We start from the raw sequence: 17,008 nt of genomic DNA, 5'->3' as shown, positions 1-17,008 counted from the left end.
AAAAAGAGAGCCTATATCAATTATAGATACAGACTCCCTCTTTATATTACTATGTTATTTTTCTAAATTATTATAATATACTTCCTCAAATTCTTGTACCTTAGAGGTAATATATTGAGTATATTTTACACCAAACCCATCAAATATAAATCTATTACTAAACATTCCTAAAGATACATCAAATCTATAATTATGAGCATTTGGATGACCACTCATTTGTAAAGTTTGATAGTACTTTTTAGATTCATCATTTAACTGCTCTGATAATGCCACAACTTCCATCATTTTAGTAAACATCTCATTAATAATATTATATCTATTCTCTTTATACTCATTTACTACATTATCTTTATGAGTATTAAATACATTATATACTAAAACATCCTCTAACCCTTTAAAATCATTATCTAACTCAGTTAATGCCTTTGTTTTAATCCCTTTTTGTTCTTCTAATAAAACTATTGTATGTTTACAAGTCATATATTTTTGAACATCCATAGGAATATTAGCAGATGAAAAGTCCAGTATTAATTTATTATTATCCTGTATATCCTTTTCTATTGCTTGAATATCTGCAGTAATATAGTCTCTCTCTTTGTAGTAGTTTTCCAGTTGGGTATTAACCTCTGTAATTGATTTTTTTAATTTATCTAACTGAGTATTTTTTATTTTAGCCATTTTTATTATCTCCTTTGTATTTACATATTTATATTTATAAAATAATAAGAGCAGTAATTAAACTGCTCCCTGTTTATAGTTCTTGTAACAAGTCATCTAAAGACATTACTTTATTAGTTATTTCTATTTTATCACTATGTTTAATCTTTGCTAGGCTCTGGAAAATCTGCAACTTGTAATAATCATTACTAGAATTTAATAATGCATCCTTTACCTCCAACATTGAGATAGTGTATAACTCATCTACAAGTTTATTTTCTAACTCTTCTTTAGTTGCAATAAAATCTGGATCATTATTTAACCAATGATAAATAGTTGACCTATTTACTCCAATTTCTTTAGCTATTGATGTAATAGACTCACCTTTAATAATACCCTCTAAGGCTCTTTTTTTCTTCTCATTCATAACATACACCTCCTTTATTTATCTCTTGCTTATCTTTTATTTATCCAAAATAAAAAGACTATAATTCTACAAAACTTTATAATGTAAAATCATACTCCTTTAACTTTTCTAATCTTTTTAAATTGTATAAATCTTTATCTCTGGGAGTTAACATATTTATAGATTTTTTCTTTTTAATATTCTCTTGATACTCTGTTAATAATTGCTCCTCTTTCTCATACATCCATTTATTAGACATTTTTAATTTTTGTATATCTTCTAATATTACATTTTTTTCTGATTTACTAATATTACTACCTTGTTTTATATCTAACACTATTAGAGTTAATGTCCTTGTAGCATTTGCATTATAAAGAGCCTTTATTACTTCTTTATTATAACTTAACATTGTAATAATACCTCCTCTATAGTTCTTAAAATTAACATCTGCTTAGTACTGCTCAAACCTTTATTAGTTTTTAAATACTTATAAAAATTAGATGCATCTACTCCAGACATAACACATATTTTATTTTTATTAAGTCCTAATAGAGTAGCCAGATAAATGCTATCTTTAACATCTAATCTGTTAATTGCATCTCTTAACTCTCTTTTTATCATAAGTCTTTGATATGTTCCCATACTTCTCCCCCTCCTTTGTATTATTATTAAATACTATGTTTAAATTACTCATACCTATATTTAAGGTATATTTTAAGTAAAAAAATATATTTAGAATGGTAGTTATGTTTGTAGGTGAAATGTAAAATTAAGAGGCACACAGTATAAACTATATGCCCCTATCCTAAACATAAATATAAGCAATCTAAACATAATATTTAAAGTAAATTAGATAGTAGAAAATGACTATAGCAATATATAGCAATATAGTTATACTCCTATACTGCTACACTATTATAGTTAGCTATACAGAGAAAATGACAATTAAATTACTTAAATTTTATGTATTTTTATCTAGACTATTAAAAAATTTTTTATATATTTTTATGGCACTTTTAATATGCCCTCTCCAGTAATCTCTGAAATGGGATATATAAGGGACATATATATTACTGTTTTACTTTTGATAACATATAGTAACTATTTATATAATACAGATATATATATATATACTGTTACTTAGGTATTAAATTCTGTAACAAAGATATATTTTTATAGATGTTTTTATAGATTCAGTTATTGTTAGTTTATAATATAACTTAATCTGCATCACTGTTATTAATCTGCTCTTGTACTGGTCATATACTGCTTTAATCTGCCCTTTAAAAGTAGGGTATCAACTAGGTTATGACTATGTTCAATAGCCTTGTCCCATGATATGGAGACCCCTTTCCCCCCTATACCTAGTCATTACTGTTAAAACAATATCTAAAACTATTTATATAAATTATGTTATTAAATTAGTTTTATTTTAATTTTATTGTTAATATTGCATCTGTGAGCCTCTGGGAGATGCCCTCTCTCCCCTCTTTGATATAGTAGACCTCTTTAAAACAAACTAAATACAGAGCCTTTTACAGACTTATAACTACCTCAATATATTATCTATATAGTTACATCCTAATACTGTTATATATACCCTCATATATTAATATAGAGCAGTCTTTAATTAATTAGTGATCCAGTAAATACTACATCTTAAAAACTCTTTATAAGACTACATAGAGACTTAATAGGACTGTTTTAGTATATGGGAGTATTTAAATATATAAGGACTCCTTTAAAATATAGGGGGCTATTAAAAAATATGGGGGGATGTTTTTAAATATTGTAACTATTATCTAGATAGGTGGATATTAAAAATAGTGTCTATAATACCACCACATTACAGATATTAAAAACAGATATATATTACACTATATACAGATACTTTATAGACACATTATCTACTATGTTTCTGTATAGGGATATTACAGACATAACTATATAGATACTGCCTCTAATACAGAATTTATATAGAGTCTTAAAAAGTATACATATTGATACTAATATACTTACTACAGTTTTAAGCCATTTAGAGACTATAAAATATAGTATTGAGACTTATATTTTACTTGTTGACTTTTTGAGACTGTATTATTATAATAGACTCATAAGTTAATTAAGAGTTTTTGAGACAATATAAGAGGAGTTTAAAAATGATATTTAGTTATATAAGAGTTAGTACAAAGGGACAAAATACAGATAGACAGGAGGAGGCATTAAGAGAGTATGCATCTCCAGAGAATACCTATATAGATAAATCTACAGGAAAAAACTTTAATAGACCTCAATATATGGAGTTAAAAAAGGTTTTAAGAGATGGAGACCAGTTATATATTAAGTCATTAGATAGATTAGGTAGAACAAAGACAGACACTTTAAAAGAGATTAGAGAGTTACAAGATAGAGGAGTTATATTAAGAGTTTTAGACCTACCAACAACATTACAAGAGTTCCCAGAGGGTCAAACATGGATATTAGAATTAATGAATAACTTTTTAATTGAGTTATATACTAACTTAGCAGAACAAGAGTTAAAGAATATCAAGAGCAGACAAAGAGAGGGAATAGATGCAATGCCAGTAAATGATTATGGTAAAAAGGTATCTAAAAAGACAGGGAGAGAGATGGGGAGACCTACTGCATCAACTCCAGAGGAGTTTATTACTGTATATAATGGAGTATTAACAGGAGTTATAACAAATAAAGAGGCATGGACTAAATTAAATATGTCTAAAGCTACTTATTACAGATATGTTAAAGAATATAAAGAGAGTCAAATAAACAATTAATAGGAGCAGAGATAAACATAGTACCAGAGGAGAGAGAGTCTAATTAAGTCTCTTTCTATTTCTGGAGTCTTTTTTAATGCATCAACTCCCCTAGCCTGTTTAATTCTGTTGCACATATACTGCATTTTTGGGACTTATTAGATATATCTAAGCCTTGTACATATCACAGGACTCTCCCCTGTTTTAGGTCATCATATCAATTTATTTAACTGTAAATAACTTTACATAAATAAATACACACATATACAAACTGATAATAATGCCACTACTTAACTGTAATAACTACTTACTTATTCTATCTTATCTATATTTGTATTAATTCTTAATATACTATTTAAATTAAATATTGTTACTGGATCTTTTAATTTATTAAAAGCATCTATATATAACTATATATAACTGTATATAGCTGTAATATAACTACTGGTTTTTTGTCCTGTTTTGGATGGTAAATGTCCTAAAATAGATGGTAAAATTCCTAAAATGGATGGGGATAAAAAGACATCCAGATGATAAAAAGCATCCAACTAAAACAAATACCATTCAAGGCAGATACAACAAAAACAGTGATAAAAAAAATAGGACAGATATAAAACACTGCCTTACATCTGCCCCAGAGGAGAATTTATTAAATTTAAACTGCCCATATATTACATAACTACTTACTAATAAATAGTAAATATACAGAGAAATACAAGAATACTTATAGGGATATCTATTAATAATAACTTTATAACTATTCTAACTTAATAGATATATTGTTATATAATACATAATAGATAATATAACTAATAATATTGCCACTAATTTAATTAATTAATTAATGTAATTATAACTAATATTGTAACATTTATTATTTAACTGTTAGGGGATAAACATTTATGTTTAGACCACTAGACATTTATGTCTAGTTAATTACTAGTACTTAATCCCTAAAGGGAGTTTTAACCTAAAGGATAAAACCAAAAGTTAAAACTTAATTACTTAACTTATTTAATCAACTGTACTACTGTTAAGCATCTATATACTAATAGTCATGTATTAAGATATTTTTAGTAGGGACATTTTGAAATATTTTTATTTATTTTTAAAAAGTTTAATTATTGTCTGGTACTGTTAACTTTCTATATACTAATAGGCACCTAACAAATTATTTCTAGTAGGGACATTTAAAAAAAGTTTAAATTATTTTTAAAAAACTTTTCTACACAACAAAAAAGAGGACTAATTAAAGTCCCCTCTATGTATGCCATATCTGTCCTCTATATCAACTTTTAAAACTCCATGAATAACCTTTATACTTTGTGGAGTCTTTGTCCTTTAAATCTCTTTGTAACTTCTTTTTAAATGCATCCAGACTCTTAATAATATCCTCATTACCTCTATATGCATCCCCTATAGATTTATAAACAGTCTTATTACCATCTGGAGCAGTTCTTATTATTACTCTCTCATTTGCACTTCTACAGACATGACCCTTGCCATAGGTCTTAGTGGTTTCTGGTGTCCTCATCTGCCTATATTTTGCATAATATAAGGCTCTCTCTACTCTTCTTATTCTTTCTTGCTCTACATACTCCATAATTTTAATAGGGTAATGTCTAGGGTCTCCAGAATATCTAAACTCATATTGTTTAGATGCATATGCTAAAAATCTGCCTACATCCTCATACTCAAAATAATTATAATATCCATCTCTTAACTTTATTAATACCTCATAAGGTATGCCAGTCTTAGCAGATAAATAATTAACTGTGTATAAGACATCTTTAAATACATGCTTTAATATGCAATTGATATCTCCTCTAAATAATGCCTTTTCTAATCTGGTTACTGGAGATATTCTTAAAGGCTCTCTCTTATCCCTAACATGTACAATTATTTTAGGATTTAATCTATTAATGTATAAAGTATTTTTCTGTATATCTGTAGTCTCCACAGTCTGCATCACATACTTTTTATAGTTAGGTGCTATTTTATCTACTACCTCATCTTTATACCTTTTATCTGTTTTGTATCTCATTATCTTATACCTCCATTTTTAATACTACTTACCTCTTGTATTTTAGTGCCTTTAATCTCATATACAGTTTTATGCTTAATGTACATTAACTTTAAAATGCCCTACAAAATTTCCTAATAGGGGGACTCTTTGAATACCCCTTAATCTCTTATTTTCTGTTACATATATAAATACATAGAATTAAATTGCTTGTTACAATAAATTAAGAAAATATATAAAAAAAGAGCATCTCTGCTCTCTTGTAACCTCTTATGACATCTGTTCTATATAAAGCCTTTATTATAAGCCATTGTATAGCCTATGACCTCTTTAGTTGTATTTATGTAATTAGGGACTAATATAAAATTAAATCCTATGTACTCTGGATCATCTCCCTCCAGTACCTTATAAACTCCCTCCATAATATCAAAATCAGATAACTGATAAGGTCTTATAATTATATCTGGAGTTGTTTGTATATAGTTTATTAAATGGTCTATTGTATTAAACACTTTATGTAAATTATTAGTATCTGAATACAATGACACTATATGATAATTTTTAGGAGCAGAGAAATCAGAGGACTCCTCTTTAAATGCATCTCTAAAATTTAAGTGTGGTAATAACTGAGGAATAACAGGAGTATTATTATTTTTATATTTAAATAAGTTTAGCATTTTGATGCCCTCCCTCCTGTTTTATTACCTTTTCTCTTTCTAGGCTCTGAGGTATCCTCTCCCATCTTTTTGACTATATCCTTTAACATGGCTCTATACTCAGCCTTTGCCTCTCTTCTTTCTGCATCCTGTGGCTCATATTCTGCAAAATCTATTTTATTATAGTGATCCAGACCATAATGTAATTTAGTTGGTATATATAAATCATTAATAGCTTTTAATAATTTCTCTGTATCTGCTCTATTTAAGTATAAATAATAGTCAGACTGATATTTTACTAATGTTTTATAATCTATTCCAGACACTATTGCTATTGGATGCAGACCCAAATTAATTTTAACTATATTAAAAATACTTTTTAAATTACCCTTCTTTAGGCTCTCTATTACCTTACTAGGAGACTTTATTATATTAGCACCAAATATATTTTTATCTCTGTTCTCAGCATCATTTGTATTATTGATTGTATTAATTACATTGTCTCTTATCTCCATATCATTTATCATTGTCATTTACTCCTTTATATCTTATTAAGGTACTCTCTTTATCACTTTTTAATCCTTATACCTTAATTCCTAATACAAGAGTTTACTGCTATTGTTACTGTAGTTTTTTATTTACTTACTCTTAAATATAGTATCTACTATATTATCAGATTCCAGAGGCTTAATATCCTTAGGGGATGTCTATCCTGTGGCATAGTAAGACCCTATATCTAAGTATCAAAAAAGTTAATTGAAAACTAATTGATACTAAGATATAGAGTCTTAAACATTATAATAAATATCCTCTTTTTCAGTTCTAGAGCCTTTAGTATATCCCTCATTAGTTTAACTGCTTAACAGAATATAGCTTTCAATATATCTCATTACTGCCCTAAGACTGTATTACTACAGTAGCTACATGACCAGAGATATATTATGTATTTTACATCTCTCAGTTGTCCTCCAGACCTTTTCTATGGTAGTCTCCACCTAGCATCTAGAGTCATTGGAGTAATGAGGGTAATAACCTATCTAGACTGTTGATTTTCTGCAATGGCTCAACTCACCTATAGAATTATTTATAGTTGCTCTAATGCTTGTACAACTAACCTACTGCTCTAATTTAGACAATAGGAAACTAAGCCTTGAATAACTACATTTTTTTAATTATAATAGTATCAAGGTTAGTTAATCTGTATTAAATTTTAATGGGTTTAATAATGTTCTAATTAATCTGTGGGAGCAGTATGCCAGTACTGACTCCTTTTTTATTTGTTTTAAATCATTTCTTTTAACTACTCTAACTCCATCTCTAACATTGATACAGTTTCTAATATTATTGATGCAGATGCTACACCAACTACATTAATGTCATCCAGTAGCTTTATCTGACCTTTAAGACATGTTATAGATGCCTCTATTTGCTCTATCTTTAAATGTTTATTGTATTTATCCATTATTATCTGCTCCTTTTGTTTATACTTTCAAGTTCATTAAAGGACTTGTTTTAATAGACTTCTCTACTACATCTGCATCCTTTAACCCTTGTAAATATCTTTTAGTAATCTCTATAGTCTCATGCCCCAGTAGTCTGGATGTGGAGTAGACATCATTCCCATTTTTTAACTGAGACTGTGCAAAATAATGCCTACAAGTATGTGGGGAGCATCTTATCTCATCTCTAACCTTTGCTCCTATAGATGCCTTTTTAACTACCCTCTCTACTGCCTCAACTGTTAGAGGTTTATTCCTACTAGATAAGAAATAGTTGTTATAATGTAAGATGTCATCTTTAAGATAACTATCTCTTATCCTCTCATACTTAATCATTAGCTTTTTTAAATAAGGTGATATAGGTACTACCCTCTGCTTATCTCCTTTACCTGTAATATAGATAACAGACTCTCTAACATCTGCTCTAGACAACTTACATAATTCCAAACATCTAATACCAGTATCAAATAAAATAGCCATTATAACCTTATTCCTAGCATTTAAGTAACTGCTAAAATCATAATAGTCTAACATCCCTTTTACTTCTTTATTTGTAAAGGTCTTAATTACTATCTTTTTCTCCTTTAGGAATATGACTTTTTTACTAATATCTAATGTATATCCCTCTTTAAAACAGTACCCATAGAATGACCTTAAATTTTTTAGAATAGTATTCAGATATACAGATGTCCTGCCTTTATCCTTTAAACTGTTTAAATATCCTTTTATATGCATTGGAGCAGTATCCTCTAACTCCACTACTTGATAAACTTTTAATACATACTCTGCATATCTTAAAATAGAGTTTCTATATGTTTTAATTGTTCTAGGACTATAATTCCTAGTTTGTATCTCATATGTAAACTCTTTAATTGCATCCTCTAATAACATAAAAAAACCTCCTATACCAGATGCATCTACTTAGTAATTAAACTAAATATACATCTAGATATAGGAGGTCTTTTATTTATCCTCTTTATCTATTCAATTATCATAATTAAAACAGTCTATAATGCAGTATGTTTATCTTAATAACTGCTCATTTACCTGTTATTTTACTTATAATCATACTGTCTCAAAACTCTTGTAACTGGCTATATAACTACCTTTAGCTAGATTATTCATCCCATCCTTCTGGGAATTCAGCATTGTGGTAAACTTCTTGAACGTCATCATCATCTTCAAGTAAATCTAACATCTTTTGGAATTTCTTAGCTGCATCTTCATCAATTTCAGTATATGTATCTGGAATCATTTTAACTGCTGCTTCTAAGAATTCTAATCCTTCAGCTTCTAAAGCTTCTCTTACTGTACCAAAATCTTCTGGTGCAGTTGTGATTATGAATACTTCTTCTTCATCACTATTGAAGTCTTCAGCTCCAGCATCTAATGCCATCATCATTAATTCTTCTTCATCAAGGTCTCCCTTTTCTATAACAATTTCACCTTTTTCTTGGAACATAAATCCTACACATCCTGTAGTTCCCATGTTTCCACCACCTTTAGTGAAAGCACTTCTTACATTTCCTGCTGATCTATTCTTATTATCAGTTAAAGTATCAACAATAACAGCAACTCCTGATGGTCCATATCCTTCATAAACGATTCTTTCATAATCAACTGCTGATAACTCTCCTGAAGCTTTCTTTATTGATCTTTGTACTGTATCATTTGGCATATTAGCTGCCTTTGCTTTTGCTATTGCATCTCTTAATTTAGGGTTGTTATCAGGATCTGGTCCTCCATTTTTAACAGCTATCATTAACTCTCTACCTATCTTAGTAAAGATCTTCCCTCTTTTAGCATCTGCTTTACCTTTTTTGTTTTGTATATTATGCCATTTTGAATGTCCTGACATTATTTCATCCTCCTAAATCTTAAAATAATCTAAAAATCTTTTTTATTATATCATAATGAAAAATATTAAACAATTTTTGTGTAAATATATGAATTATAAAATTTTAAATAATCTATTTTCTTCCTTAAAATAAATATCTTTTTCACTCTTTTCAACAATAATCTTTCCATTACTTGCTTCAATTGCTTCTTTTTCAATTTCATCTGCAACTGAAACTTCTGCCAAAATATGAACTATAACCTTATCAGTATATTCAGTATCTTCAATATGCCAATTGTTTTGACCACAGAAATACTGTACTTTACCTATCATATCATAATCTAAATGTAGAGATACTTTTACACCTTGAACTTTCTCAACAACTCCACCGGCTTTTAATGCTATAGATGCTCCTTTTGTATATGCCCTAGTAAGCCCCCCTGCACCAAGTAATATTCCACCAAAATATCTTGTTACAACTACTGCACAATCTGTTATATCAGACTTCTTCATAACCTCTAATATTGGAATACCTGCTGTTCCTTGTGGTTCTCCATCATCACTATATCTTTGTATTCCCATATTTTCGCCTATAACATATGCCCAGCAATTATGTCTTGCTTGTTTATGCTTTGACTTTATTTCTGCTACGAAAGCTTTTGCTTCTTCCTCATTTTCTACCCTTTTAGCATATCCAATAAACTCTGATTTTTTTTCGATAAAACTATCTTCACCATATTCCCTAATCGTTATATATGCCACTGTTGTAATTCCTCCTTAATAATGTCAATTCCCCTTAATATTTCATCTTCATTAACTTGAGAAAAGCCTATCTTAAAATAACTTTCTCCCAAATTTAATCCCCTATAAAATATTGTTCCTGGAGTAATATAAACACCTTTTTCCTTTAATTTATAAAATAATTCTTTTGATTGTATATTTTTATTTTTTATATTTAAATAAAAACTTAATCCTCCCCTTGGATCCATAAATGCTACATAATCCTTAAGTTTTTCATTTAATAGCTTTTTCATTAATTCATATCTTTTTATATAACCATTTTTTAAATCATCTATATATCCAATCCAATAGCCTTCTTTAATATACATCTCTAATGCTCTTTGCATTAGTGTAGATGTTGCTATATCTGTATTAATTTTAGAATTTTGAATACTTTCTCTAAATTCCTCTGGACATATTATATAACCAAGTCTTATTCCAGGCAAAAATATTTTCGAAAAACTCTTTATATAAATAACCCTATCATTAGTATCTAAAACTCTGAAAGGTTCATGCTTTATATTCTCATCAAATATTAATTCTGATAAATAATCATCTTCTATTATATAAAAATCATATTTATTAGCTAACTCTAAAATTTTAAGTTTTTTTTCTTTACTATAACTAATACCTGTTGGATTTTGAAAATAACTCATAGTATAGAAACATTTTATTTTATTTTTCTTAAGGACTTCTTCAAATTTTTTAATATTTATACCATCTTCCTCAATTGGTATTTCAAATACATTAGCTCTTCTAAACTTAAATACAGATAATGCACCAGCATAAGTTGGCTTTTCAACAATAACATTATCATTAATATTTAAAATGGCCTTAGATGCAATATCTATTCCTTGCTGAGCCCCTGATACAATTAATAAATCTTCAACATTTAAAGAATTATCCCAAAATACTTCATTAATTGTGCTTCTTAACTGTGAATATCCAAAAGCTTCTTCTTTAATCAAAGCTTCTGCTCCATCTCTATCTAAAACTTCATTAATAACTTTTTTAAATTTATTTATTGGGAAATTAACTATTCTTGAACTTTCTCCAGTAAAATCTATAATATTGCTATCATATTTATTTTTTATCAACTTTATTTCCTTAGAATACTCTTTCTTAAAATAATCTACAATTTCTCTCTTTTTTGCAAATGTTCCTGACCCCATCTTTTGATATGCATAGCCTTCAGAAACAAGCTTATTATAACAATTTACCACTGTTACATTATTAACCTTTAAAGCTTTAGATAATTCTCTTATAGGAGGAAGTTTATCTCCATCTTTAATAATTCTAGAATTAATCAATTTTTTAATATTTTCTGCTATTTGAACATATTTAGGTTCATAATCATTAAAATCAATACTATACTTTTCCATATTATCCCCCAATAAATTAATACCTCAAATCGTACTCATACAATTTATTATAAAAAATTTAATATCCTAGGTCAAATAAAAAGGTTGTATCAAAATGTAAACTTATCTGATACAACCAACTATTTAACTTAACTAACTATTTATCATTAATAGCCTCAAATGTATTTTGAATAAATACACCTAATGATAGTAAAACACAAATGAATAGTGAAATCCCACCAACATAAGGTATAAATGTAATTATCTTTACAATTAAAGTAAATATAATTGCTGAAAGATATTCATTCATATTTTTTAATATAAATCTACCAAGTATTATACCTGTAAACACTGGTGCTAAATATATAAGTATTCCATAAATAATTAAACTTATTACAGAAATAGGAATTCCAACAATTGTAATACATAATAAAACTGCAGCTATCGGTAAAACAATTAAAGTTGCAAATCCAATTAAGAATGGTAACCAACCTCTATGCTCTAGTTTTTCACAAGCTCTATTGTTATACCTACTACAAAATAAAGTTATTAATATACAAAAAATTATTGCAGTTATAAGACTTATAATTTTCCCTGCAATATTAATTCCAGCAAATAAACTTTCATTGTCATAATCAGTGATTATTTTATCAAAGGTAATTTTACTACTATCAAAATCCCCTAATATAATAGGTTCTTCTTCTCCTCTTACTTCAAATGTTCCATCTACCCTTGCATTTTCACCAATTATTAATTTGCTACAATTAACTTTTACGTTACCAGTAACTGTTCCATTTATTGTAACTGTATCAGCATTAACAAATAAATCTTCTGCTTCTCCATTAAAATTTACATCTCCACTTGCTACATATATACCTTTTGCTTTTGTTCCCTCTTTTATTTCAACACTAGCTGCGGCAGCATTTATATTTCTTTCTACATTTGAATTAATTAATATTGTTGCTCCAGCAACTCTAATACTTCCCCCTACACTTTCTGTTTCAATAGTAATGTTATTTCCAGCTGCAAGAATATCTGCTTCAACCTTCCCTGCAAACTTTAGATTATTTCCTATTGCATATACGTCAGATTGTGCATCTAATGTTTCATTAATATTATTATTTGTAAAAAACTTATTTGATGCGCTATCTAAAGTATCTGCATAAACACTAAATGAAAAACTGCTTACTAATAAAAATCCAATAGCAAATAGTATAAAGCGTTTTAAATTTACCCTCATTAATAATTTACCTCCTAAATTTTCCTATACATTATAGTATATCATACTATAATGTAAATTTCTTCATAATCCAAACTGCTACACTTCCATTTTTAACTTTAAAATTACCATATCCATCATTATCAATTAAAACTTCTTCATCACTTCCCCCTAGTGCATCAATAAACTTTTCACCGGCATATTTTTTACTAATATACATTTTCTTTTCTCCACCTAATCTATTAGTAAGCAAAACTGCCAATCCTGAGTTTTCAACCTCATCTATTCCCTCTCTGGTCCATCCAATTAAATTTTTATCATTAAAATAATCATGCTGTTCTCCATAACTTAAGTTTTTCCTAATCTTCAATAAAATATCCAAACATTTTCCAATTCCATAATACGCAGAACTTGGAATCCCATAATAATCTCCATAAAATACACAAGGATATCCTTCAATTCTTAATAATATTAGTGAATATGCAATTGGCTTAAACCAAGGTTCTACCCAAGATTGCAAAGAACTACCTATTTGCGTATCATGATTATCAACAAATGTTACTGCCTTTGTTGAATTTCTCTCGACAAGTGTTCCTTTAAAAATATTTCTCATATCAAAATCCCCATTACTCCTTGAGGCCTCATAAAAATTAAAATGTAAAGGGACATCAAATAAGGACATTACATTTTTAGTATTTTTTATATAATTTAATAAAACATCTACATTTGAATGCCAATATTCACCCACAGCAAATAATTCTTTTCCACTTTCTTTTCTTAAATACGTAAGCCAATTAACAAAAAAATCATAACTAATATGTTTAACTGCATCTAATCGAAATCCATCAACACCAGTAAACTCTAAATACCATTTGCCCCAAGATTTTAATTCTTCTATAACCTCTCTATTTGAAAAATCTAAATCTGCGCCCATTAAATAGTCATAATTTCCATTTTCATTATCAACATACTTATTCCATTCTTTGCTTAAAAACTTATATATACTATTTCTTTTTGTTTTATCATCATAATCAATTCCATCAAAATCACTCCAATCCCATTTAAAAGACGAATACTTATTATTTCTTCCCGGGAAATTAAACCTTGTCCAAGCTTTAATAATTTTTGCTCCACTAACTGGTATATTCCTATTAAAAAACTCCTCTTCACTTGCTTCAACTTCTTCAACATCATCTCCACCCATTTTATGATTTACAACAATATCAGCATAGCATTGAATATTATTTTCTTTTAACTTTTTAATGGCCTGTAGATATTCATCCTTACTTCCATACTTTGTTTCAACTGTTCCCTTTTGATTAAACTCTCCTAAATCATATAAGTCATATGCCCCATATCCAACATCATATATTCCACCAATACCTTTATATGCAGGCGGAAGCCATAATGCAGTTATTCCTAACTCTCTCAAATTTTCTGCTTCATTTAATGCTTCATTCCACAATTTACATTTTGGCAGTAAGAACCACTCAAAATATTGCATCATAGTTCCATTAAACATGTAAAACCCTCCATAATTTACTAACTTCATTATAAAATTAATTAATATAAAAGATGGCCCTAATATTGTTAAATATTAATTATTCCTTTAAGTACCTATGAATGGATTTTTGAAATTTAGTACTATTAAAATAATTAATATTTTTAAAATAACAATATTAGGACCTATGTTAAAAAGAGACTACTTAAAATTTATTTATCTCATTGTTACAAACATGGATAATCTCACCTCATCTTTAGTATATTATTGAACTCCTATTTATGGACACTTATACTAAAACTAAGAATCTTTTAATCTTAAGTAATCTCTTATTAACTATTACATTATTATATTTATGATGTAATCCTTTGATTTATTATAACTTTCGTCATCAACTTCAACAATCATAAAAGTACCATCATCTCTATATTCTTCTTCTAAAACTCTTCCATTTCTATGAAGAAAAGAATTCATGTCACTTCTATCGTATGGTATTAAATACTCACACTTCTTCATTTTATAAGGAAGATTTTCTTCAATAAGCATTAATAATTCTTCTAAATTAATACCTTCTCTTGCTGAAATTTCTATTGTATCATATTCTGCAGTTGCTTCTTTAATTGCTTCTATCTGCTCTTCTGTAGCCTTATCAATTTTATTTAAAACTAATAATGTTTTCTTATCCTTAGCTCCTAATTCAGCTAAAACTTCTTCAACTGCTCTAATTTGCTCTAAAGCTGTGTCGCTTGATGTATCAACAACATGACATAAAAGATCAGAATATATAACTTCTTCTAATGTTGATTTAAATGCCTCTACTAAATCATGAGGAAGTTTTCTTACAAAACCAACTGTATCAGTTAACGTAATTACTCCCTTATTTTTAAGAACTATTGCTCTAGTAGTTATATCTAATGTAGCAAACAACATATCTGCTTCAAAGACTTTTTCTTTGCCTACAACTTCCTTTTGAGCTGCTACATCACAAAGAGCATTTCTTAATGTTGATTTTCCTGCATTTGTATATCCAACTAAAGATACCTTTGGGATACTTTCCTTATTTCTTTTCTCCCTTTGAGTTTCTCTTATCTTTTTGATTTTCTTTAATTCATCATTTAAATCATATATTTGTTCTTTTATATGTCTTCTATCAGTTTCTAACTTCTTTTCACCAGGTCCTTTAGTACCAATACCTCCACCAGTTCTTGACATTATAGTACCTAAACCTTGAAGTCTACTCATTCTATATTTTAACTGAGCAAGTTCAACTTGAATCTTAGCTTCTCTAGACTTTGCTCTTCTTGCAAATATTTCTAGTATAAGCGTTGTTCTATCAATTACTTTAGCTCCAATTGCAGCTTCTAAGTTTCTTACCTGTGATCCTGATAATTCATCATCAAAAATAACTACATTAGCTCTTAACTTTTGTCTTAATTGGGCAATTTCAAGAACCTTTCCTCTTCCAATATAAAATGCTGCATCAATTTTACTTCTGCTTTGATATACACTTTCTAGCACTGGTATATCACAAGCTTTTGTTAATTCCTTAAGTTCTTCTAAACTTTCTCTTGTATCAGAACCAACTAAGATTGCCTTTTCTTCATCATCTTCAATTATCTCTTTTTCTTTTACTAAAGAATCAATATAGCTTATTTTATTTAAAATATGAATTTTTGTAATTTCCTCTAAAGATATATTACCAATTTCCTCATAATCTAATTTATCATCTGTAACTGTAAGCATTCCTAATGAGCAATCTAAAATTTTATCTTCATAAATTCCAATTGCTACAATAGCATCCAGCTTTAATTTAATTAATGCACTTATATCTAGTGCAGACAAATTACTCATTCCATTTGGATGTGTATGAATAATTCTTACTCCTGCTAATCTCTTTTCACGAATATCTAAAGCTTCAATTTCAACAGATGTTGAATCACCAATGGCTATAGATTTTATGTTTCCCCTTCTATCAATAGCAACACTTACTTCTCTTTCAATAAATGCTGATACTCTAGAAATAACTTCGATTATTTCCCTTGAGCAAACTTCATCCTTCGGGCATTTTACTTTATATAATCTATCTAATTCTTCTATAGCAGATTTTTTTACTCCATCTATATTTCCATATATCATATTTTCACCTCAATTTAAACATTGTTTATATATCACTTTAACAAACTCATTAATATTTTGCCCTATGATATGTAAACATATAATTTTTCATGAAATTTTATTCAATTCCATATTTCACTATATTTTATCTTATTCTAATTTAAATGTAAATAATTCTAT

General features: G+C 28.1%; 17 protein-coding genes. 2 read left to right on the top strand and 15 right to left on the bottom strand.

What is annotated here, in order from left to right; translation table 11 throughout:
• Positions 1-54: 54 nt before the first annotated feature.
• The 4 genes from TY07_RS00400 to TY07_RS00385 all read right to left on the bottom strand — a co-directional run bounded on the left by TY07_RS00400 (position 55) and on the right by TY07_RS00385 (position 1,705).
• Complete coding sequence (locus TY07_RS00400) at positions 55-678, bottom strand: hypothetical protein (RefSeq protein WP_042393654.1); 624 nt, start codon at positions 676-678, stop codon at positions 55-57.
• A gap of 73 nt (positions 679-751) precedes the next feature.
• Positions 752-1,084 carry a helix-turn-helix domain-containing protein gene (locus tag TY07_RS00395; protein WP_042393650.1) on the bottom strand — a complete coding sequence of 111 codons (333 nt, stop codon included), beginning with the start codon at positions 1,082-1,084 and terminating at the stop codon, positions 752-754.
• 76 nt (positions 1,085-1,160) lie between these two features.
• Positions 1,161-1,472, bottom strand: a complete 312-nt coding sequence (locus TY07_RS00390) for a hypothetical protein (RefSeq protein ID WP_042393645.1) — start codon at positions 1,470-1,472, stop codon at positions 1,161-1,163.
• Positions 1,466-1,705, bottom strand: a complete 240-nt coding sequence (locus TY07_RS00385) for a hypothetical protein (RefSeq protein ID WP_042393643.1) — start codon at positions 1,703-1,705, stop codon at positions 1,466-1,468. The genes TY07_RS00390 and TY07_RS00385 overlap by 7 nt, the downstream gene beginning before the upstream one ends.
• 1,517 nt (positions 1,706-3,222) lie before the next feature.
• On the opposite strand from TY07_RS00385, the gene TY07_RS00380 reads away from it, so the two are divergent.
• Both TY07_RS00380 and TY07_RS18225 read left to right on the top strand, forming a co-directional pair.
• The gene (locus tag TY07_RS00380; RefSeq protein ID WP_042393641.1) at positions 3,223-3,858 is read left to right on the top strand and encodes a recombinase family protein; all 636 of its coding nucleotides are present in this window, start codon (positions 3,223-3,225) and stop codon (positions 3,856-3,858) included.
• 487 nt (positions 3,859-4,345) lie between these two features.
• On the top strand, positions 4,346-4,516 hold the full coding sequence (locus tag TY07_RS18225; protein WP_198133959.1) for a hypothetical protein: 171 nt from the start codon (positions 4,346-4,348) through the stop codon (positions 4,514-4,516).
• A gap of 609 nt (positions 4,517-5,125) precedes the next feature.
• Here TY07_RS18225 and TY07_RS00375 read toward each other — a convergent pair.
• From TY07_RS00375 to hflX, 11 genes are all read right to left on the bottom strand, one after another.
• The gene (locus TY07_RS00375; RefSeq protein ID WP_042393639.1) at positions 5,126-5,881 is read right to left on the bottom strand and encodes a hypothetical protein; all 756 of its coding nucleotides are present in this window, start codon (positions 5,879-5,881) and stop codon (positions 5,126-5,128) included.
• 263 nt (positions 5,882-6,144) lie between these two features.
• Complete coding sequence (locus TY07_RS00370; RefSeq protein WP_042393637.1) at positions 6,145-6,537, bottom strand: hypothetical protein; 393 nt, start codon at positions 6,535-6,537, stop codon at positions 6,145-6,147.
• The gene (locus TY07_RS00365; protein WP_042393634.1) at positions 6,531-7,043 is read right to left on the bottom strand and encodes a hypothetical protein; all 513 of its coding nucleotides are present in this window, start codon (positions 7,041-7,043) and stop codon (positions 6,531-6,533) included. Before TY07_RS00365 ends, TY07_RS00370 begins: the two co-directional genes overlap by 7 nt.
• 773 nt (positions 7,044-7,816) lie before the next feature.
• On the bottom strand, positions 7,817-7,978 hold the full coding sequence (locus tag TY07_RS17905; RefSeq protein WP_157029106.1) for a hypothetical protein: 162 nt from the start codon (positions 7,976-7,978) through the stop codon (positions 7,817-7,819).
• Between the two features lie 19 nt (positions 7,979-7,997).
• Entirely contained in the window at positions 7,998-8,906 is a 909-nt protein-coding gene (locus TY07_RS00360; protein ID WP_042393631.1) for a tyrosine-type recombinase/integrase, read from the bottom strand.
• A 226-nt stretch (positions 8,907-9,132) separates the two neighbouring features.
• Entirely contained in the window at positions 9,133-9,873 is a 741-nt protein-coding gene (locus TY07_RS00355; RefSeq protein ID WP_042393627.1) for a YebC/PmpR family DNA-binding transcriptional regulator, read from the bottom strand.
• A gap of 93 nt (positions 9,874-9,966) precedes the next feature.
• Positions 9,967-10,614 carry a YigZ family protein gene (locus TY07_RS00350; RefSeq protein ID WP_042393625.1) on the bottom strand — a complete coding sequence of 216 codons (648 nt, stop codon included), beginning with the start codon at positions 10,612-10,614 and terminating at the stop codon, positions 9,967-9,969.
• Positions 10,602-12,014: a MocR-like pyridoxine biosynthesis transcription factor PdxR gene (gene pdxR / locus TY07_RS00345; protein ID WP_042393623.1), complete on the bottom strand. Its 1,413-nt coding sequence runs from the start codon at positions 12,012-12,014 to the stop codon at positions 10,602-10,604. The genes TY07_RS00350 and pdxR overlap by 13 nt, the downstream gene beginning before the upstream one ends.
• A 136-nt stretch (positions 12,015-12,150) precedes the next feature.
• A complete protein-coding gene (locus TY07_RS00340) occupies positions 12,151-13,233 on the bottom strand; it encodes a DUF8173 domain-containing protein (RefSeq protein WP_042393621.1) in 1,083 nt (360 codons plus the stop codon).
• 46 nt (positions 13,234-13,279) lie between these two features.
• Positions 13,280-14,734, bottom strand: coding sequence for an alpha-amylase (locus tag TY07_RS00335; RefSeq protein ID WP_078061260.1), 1,455 nt, complete (start codon positions 14,732-14,734; stop codon positions 13,280-13,282).
• A gap of 318 nt (positions 14,735-15,052) precedes the next feature.
• The gene (hflX, locus tag TY07_RS00330) at positions 15,053-16,849 is read right to left on the bottom strand and encodes a GTPase HflX (protein ID WP_042393617.1); all 1,797 of its coding nucleotides are present in this window, start codon (positions 16,847-16,849) and stop codon (positions 15,053-15,055) included.
• Between the last annotated feature and the right edge of the window lie 159 nt (positions 16,850-17,008).

It is taken from the genome of Clostridium saudiense, from assembly GCF_000577815.1.
Lineage (GTDB): Bacteria > Bacillota > Clostridia > Clostridiales > Clostridiaceae > Clostridium > Clostridium saudiense.
The sequence above is the reverse complement of the archived record's forward strand: the minus strand, read 5'-3'. Positions and strand labels throughout refer to the sequence as shown.

Bases quoted from the DNA above. Each gene is read 5' to 3' on its own strand.
- TY07_RS00400 (WP_042393654.1), bottom strand. From the start codon at position 678: ATGGCTAAAATAAAAAATACTCAGTTAGATAAATTAAAAAAATCAATT.
- TY07_RS00395 (WP_042393650.1), bottom strand. From the start codon at position 1,084: ATGAATGAGAAGAAAAAAAGAGCCTTAGAGGGTATTATTAAAGGTGAG.
- TY07_RS00390 (WP_042393645.1), bottom strand. From the start codon at position 1,472: ATGTTAAGTTATAATAAAGAAGTAATAAAGGCTCTTTATAATGCAAAT.
- TY07_RS00385 (WP_042393643.1), bottom strand. From the start codon at position 1,705: ATGGGAACATATCAAAGACTTATGATAAAAAGAGAGTTAAGAGATGCA.
- TY07_RS00380 (WP_042393641.1), top strand. From the start codon at position 3,223: ATGATATTTAGTTATATAAGAGTTAGTACAAAGGGACAAAATACAGAT.
- TY07_RS18225 (WP_198133959.1), top strand. From the start codon at position 4,346: ATGGGGATAAAAAGACATCCAGATGATAAAAAGCATCCAACTAAAACA.
- TY07_RS00375 (WP_042393639.1), bottom strand. From the start codon at position 5,881: ATGAGATACAAAACAGATAAAAGGTATAAAGATGAGGTAGTAGATAAA.
- TY07_RS00370 (WP_042393637.1), bottom strand. From the start codon at position 6,537: ATGCTAAACTTATTTAAATATAAAAATAATAATACTCCTGTTATTCCT.
- TY07_RS00365 (WP_042393634.1), bottom strand. From the start codon at position 7,043: ATGATAAATGATATGGAGATAAGAGACAATGTAATTAATACAATCAAT.
- TY07_RS17905 (WP_157029106.1), bottom strand. From the start codon at position 7,978: ATGGATAAATACAATAAACATTTAAAGATAGAGCAAATAGAGGCATCT.
- TY07_RS00360 (WP_042393631.1), bottom strand. From the start codon at position 8,906: ATGTTATTAGAGGATGCAATTAAAGAGTTTACATATGAGATACAAACT.
- TY07_RS00355 (WP_042393627.1), bottom strand. From the start codon at position 9,873: ATGTCAGGACATTCAAAATGGCATAATATACAAAACAAAAAAGGTAAA.
- pdxR (WP_042393623.1), bottom strand. From the start codon at position 12,014: ATGGAAAAGTATAGTATTGATTTTAATGATTATGAACCTAAATATGTT.
- TY07_RS00340 (WP_042393621.1), bottom strand. From the start codon at position 13,233: ATGAGGGTAAATTTAAAACGCTTTATACTATTTGCTATTGGATTTTTA.
- TY07_RS00335 (WP_078061260.1), bottom strand. From the start codon at position 14,734: ATGTTTAATGGAACTATGATGCAATATTTTGAGTGGTTCTTACTGCCA.
- hflX (WP_042393617.1), bottom strand. From the start codon at position 16,849: ATGATATATGGAAATATAGATGGAGTAAAAAAATCTGCTATAGAAGAA.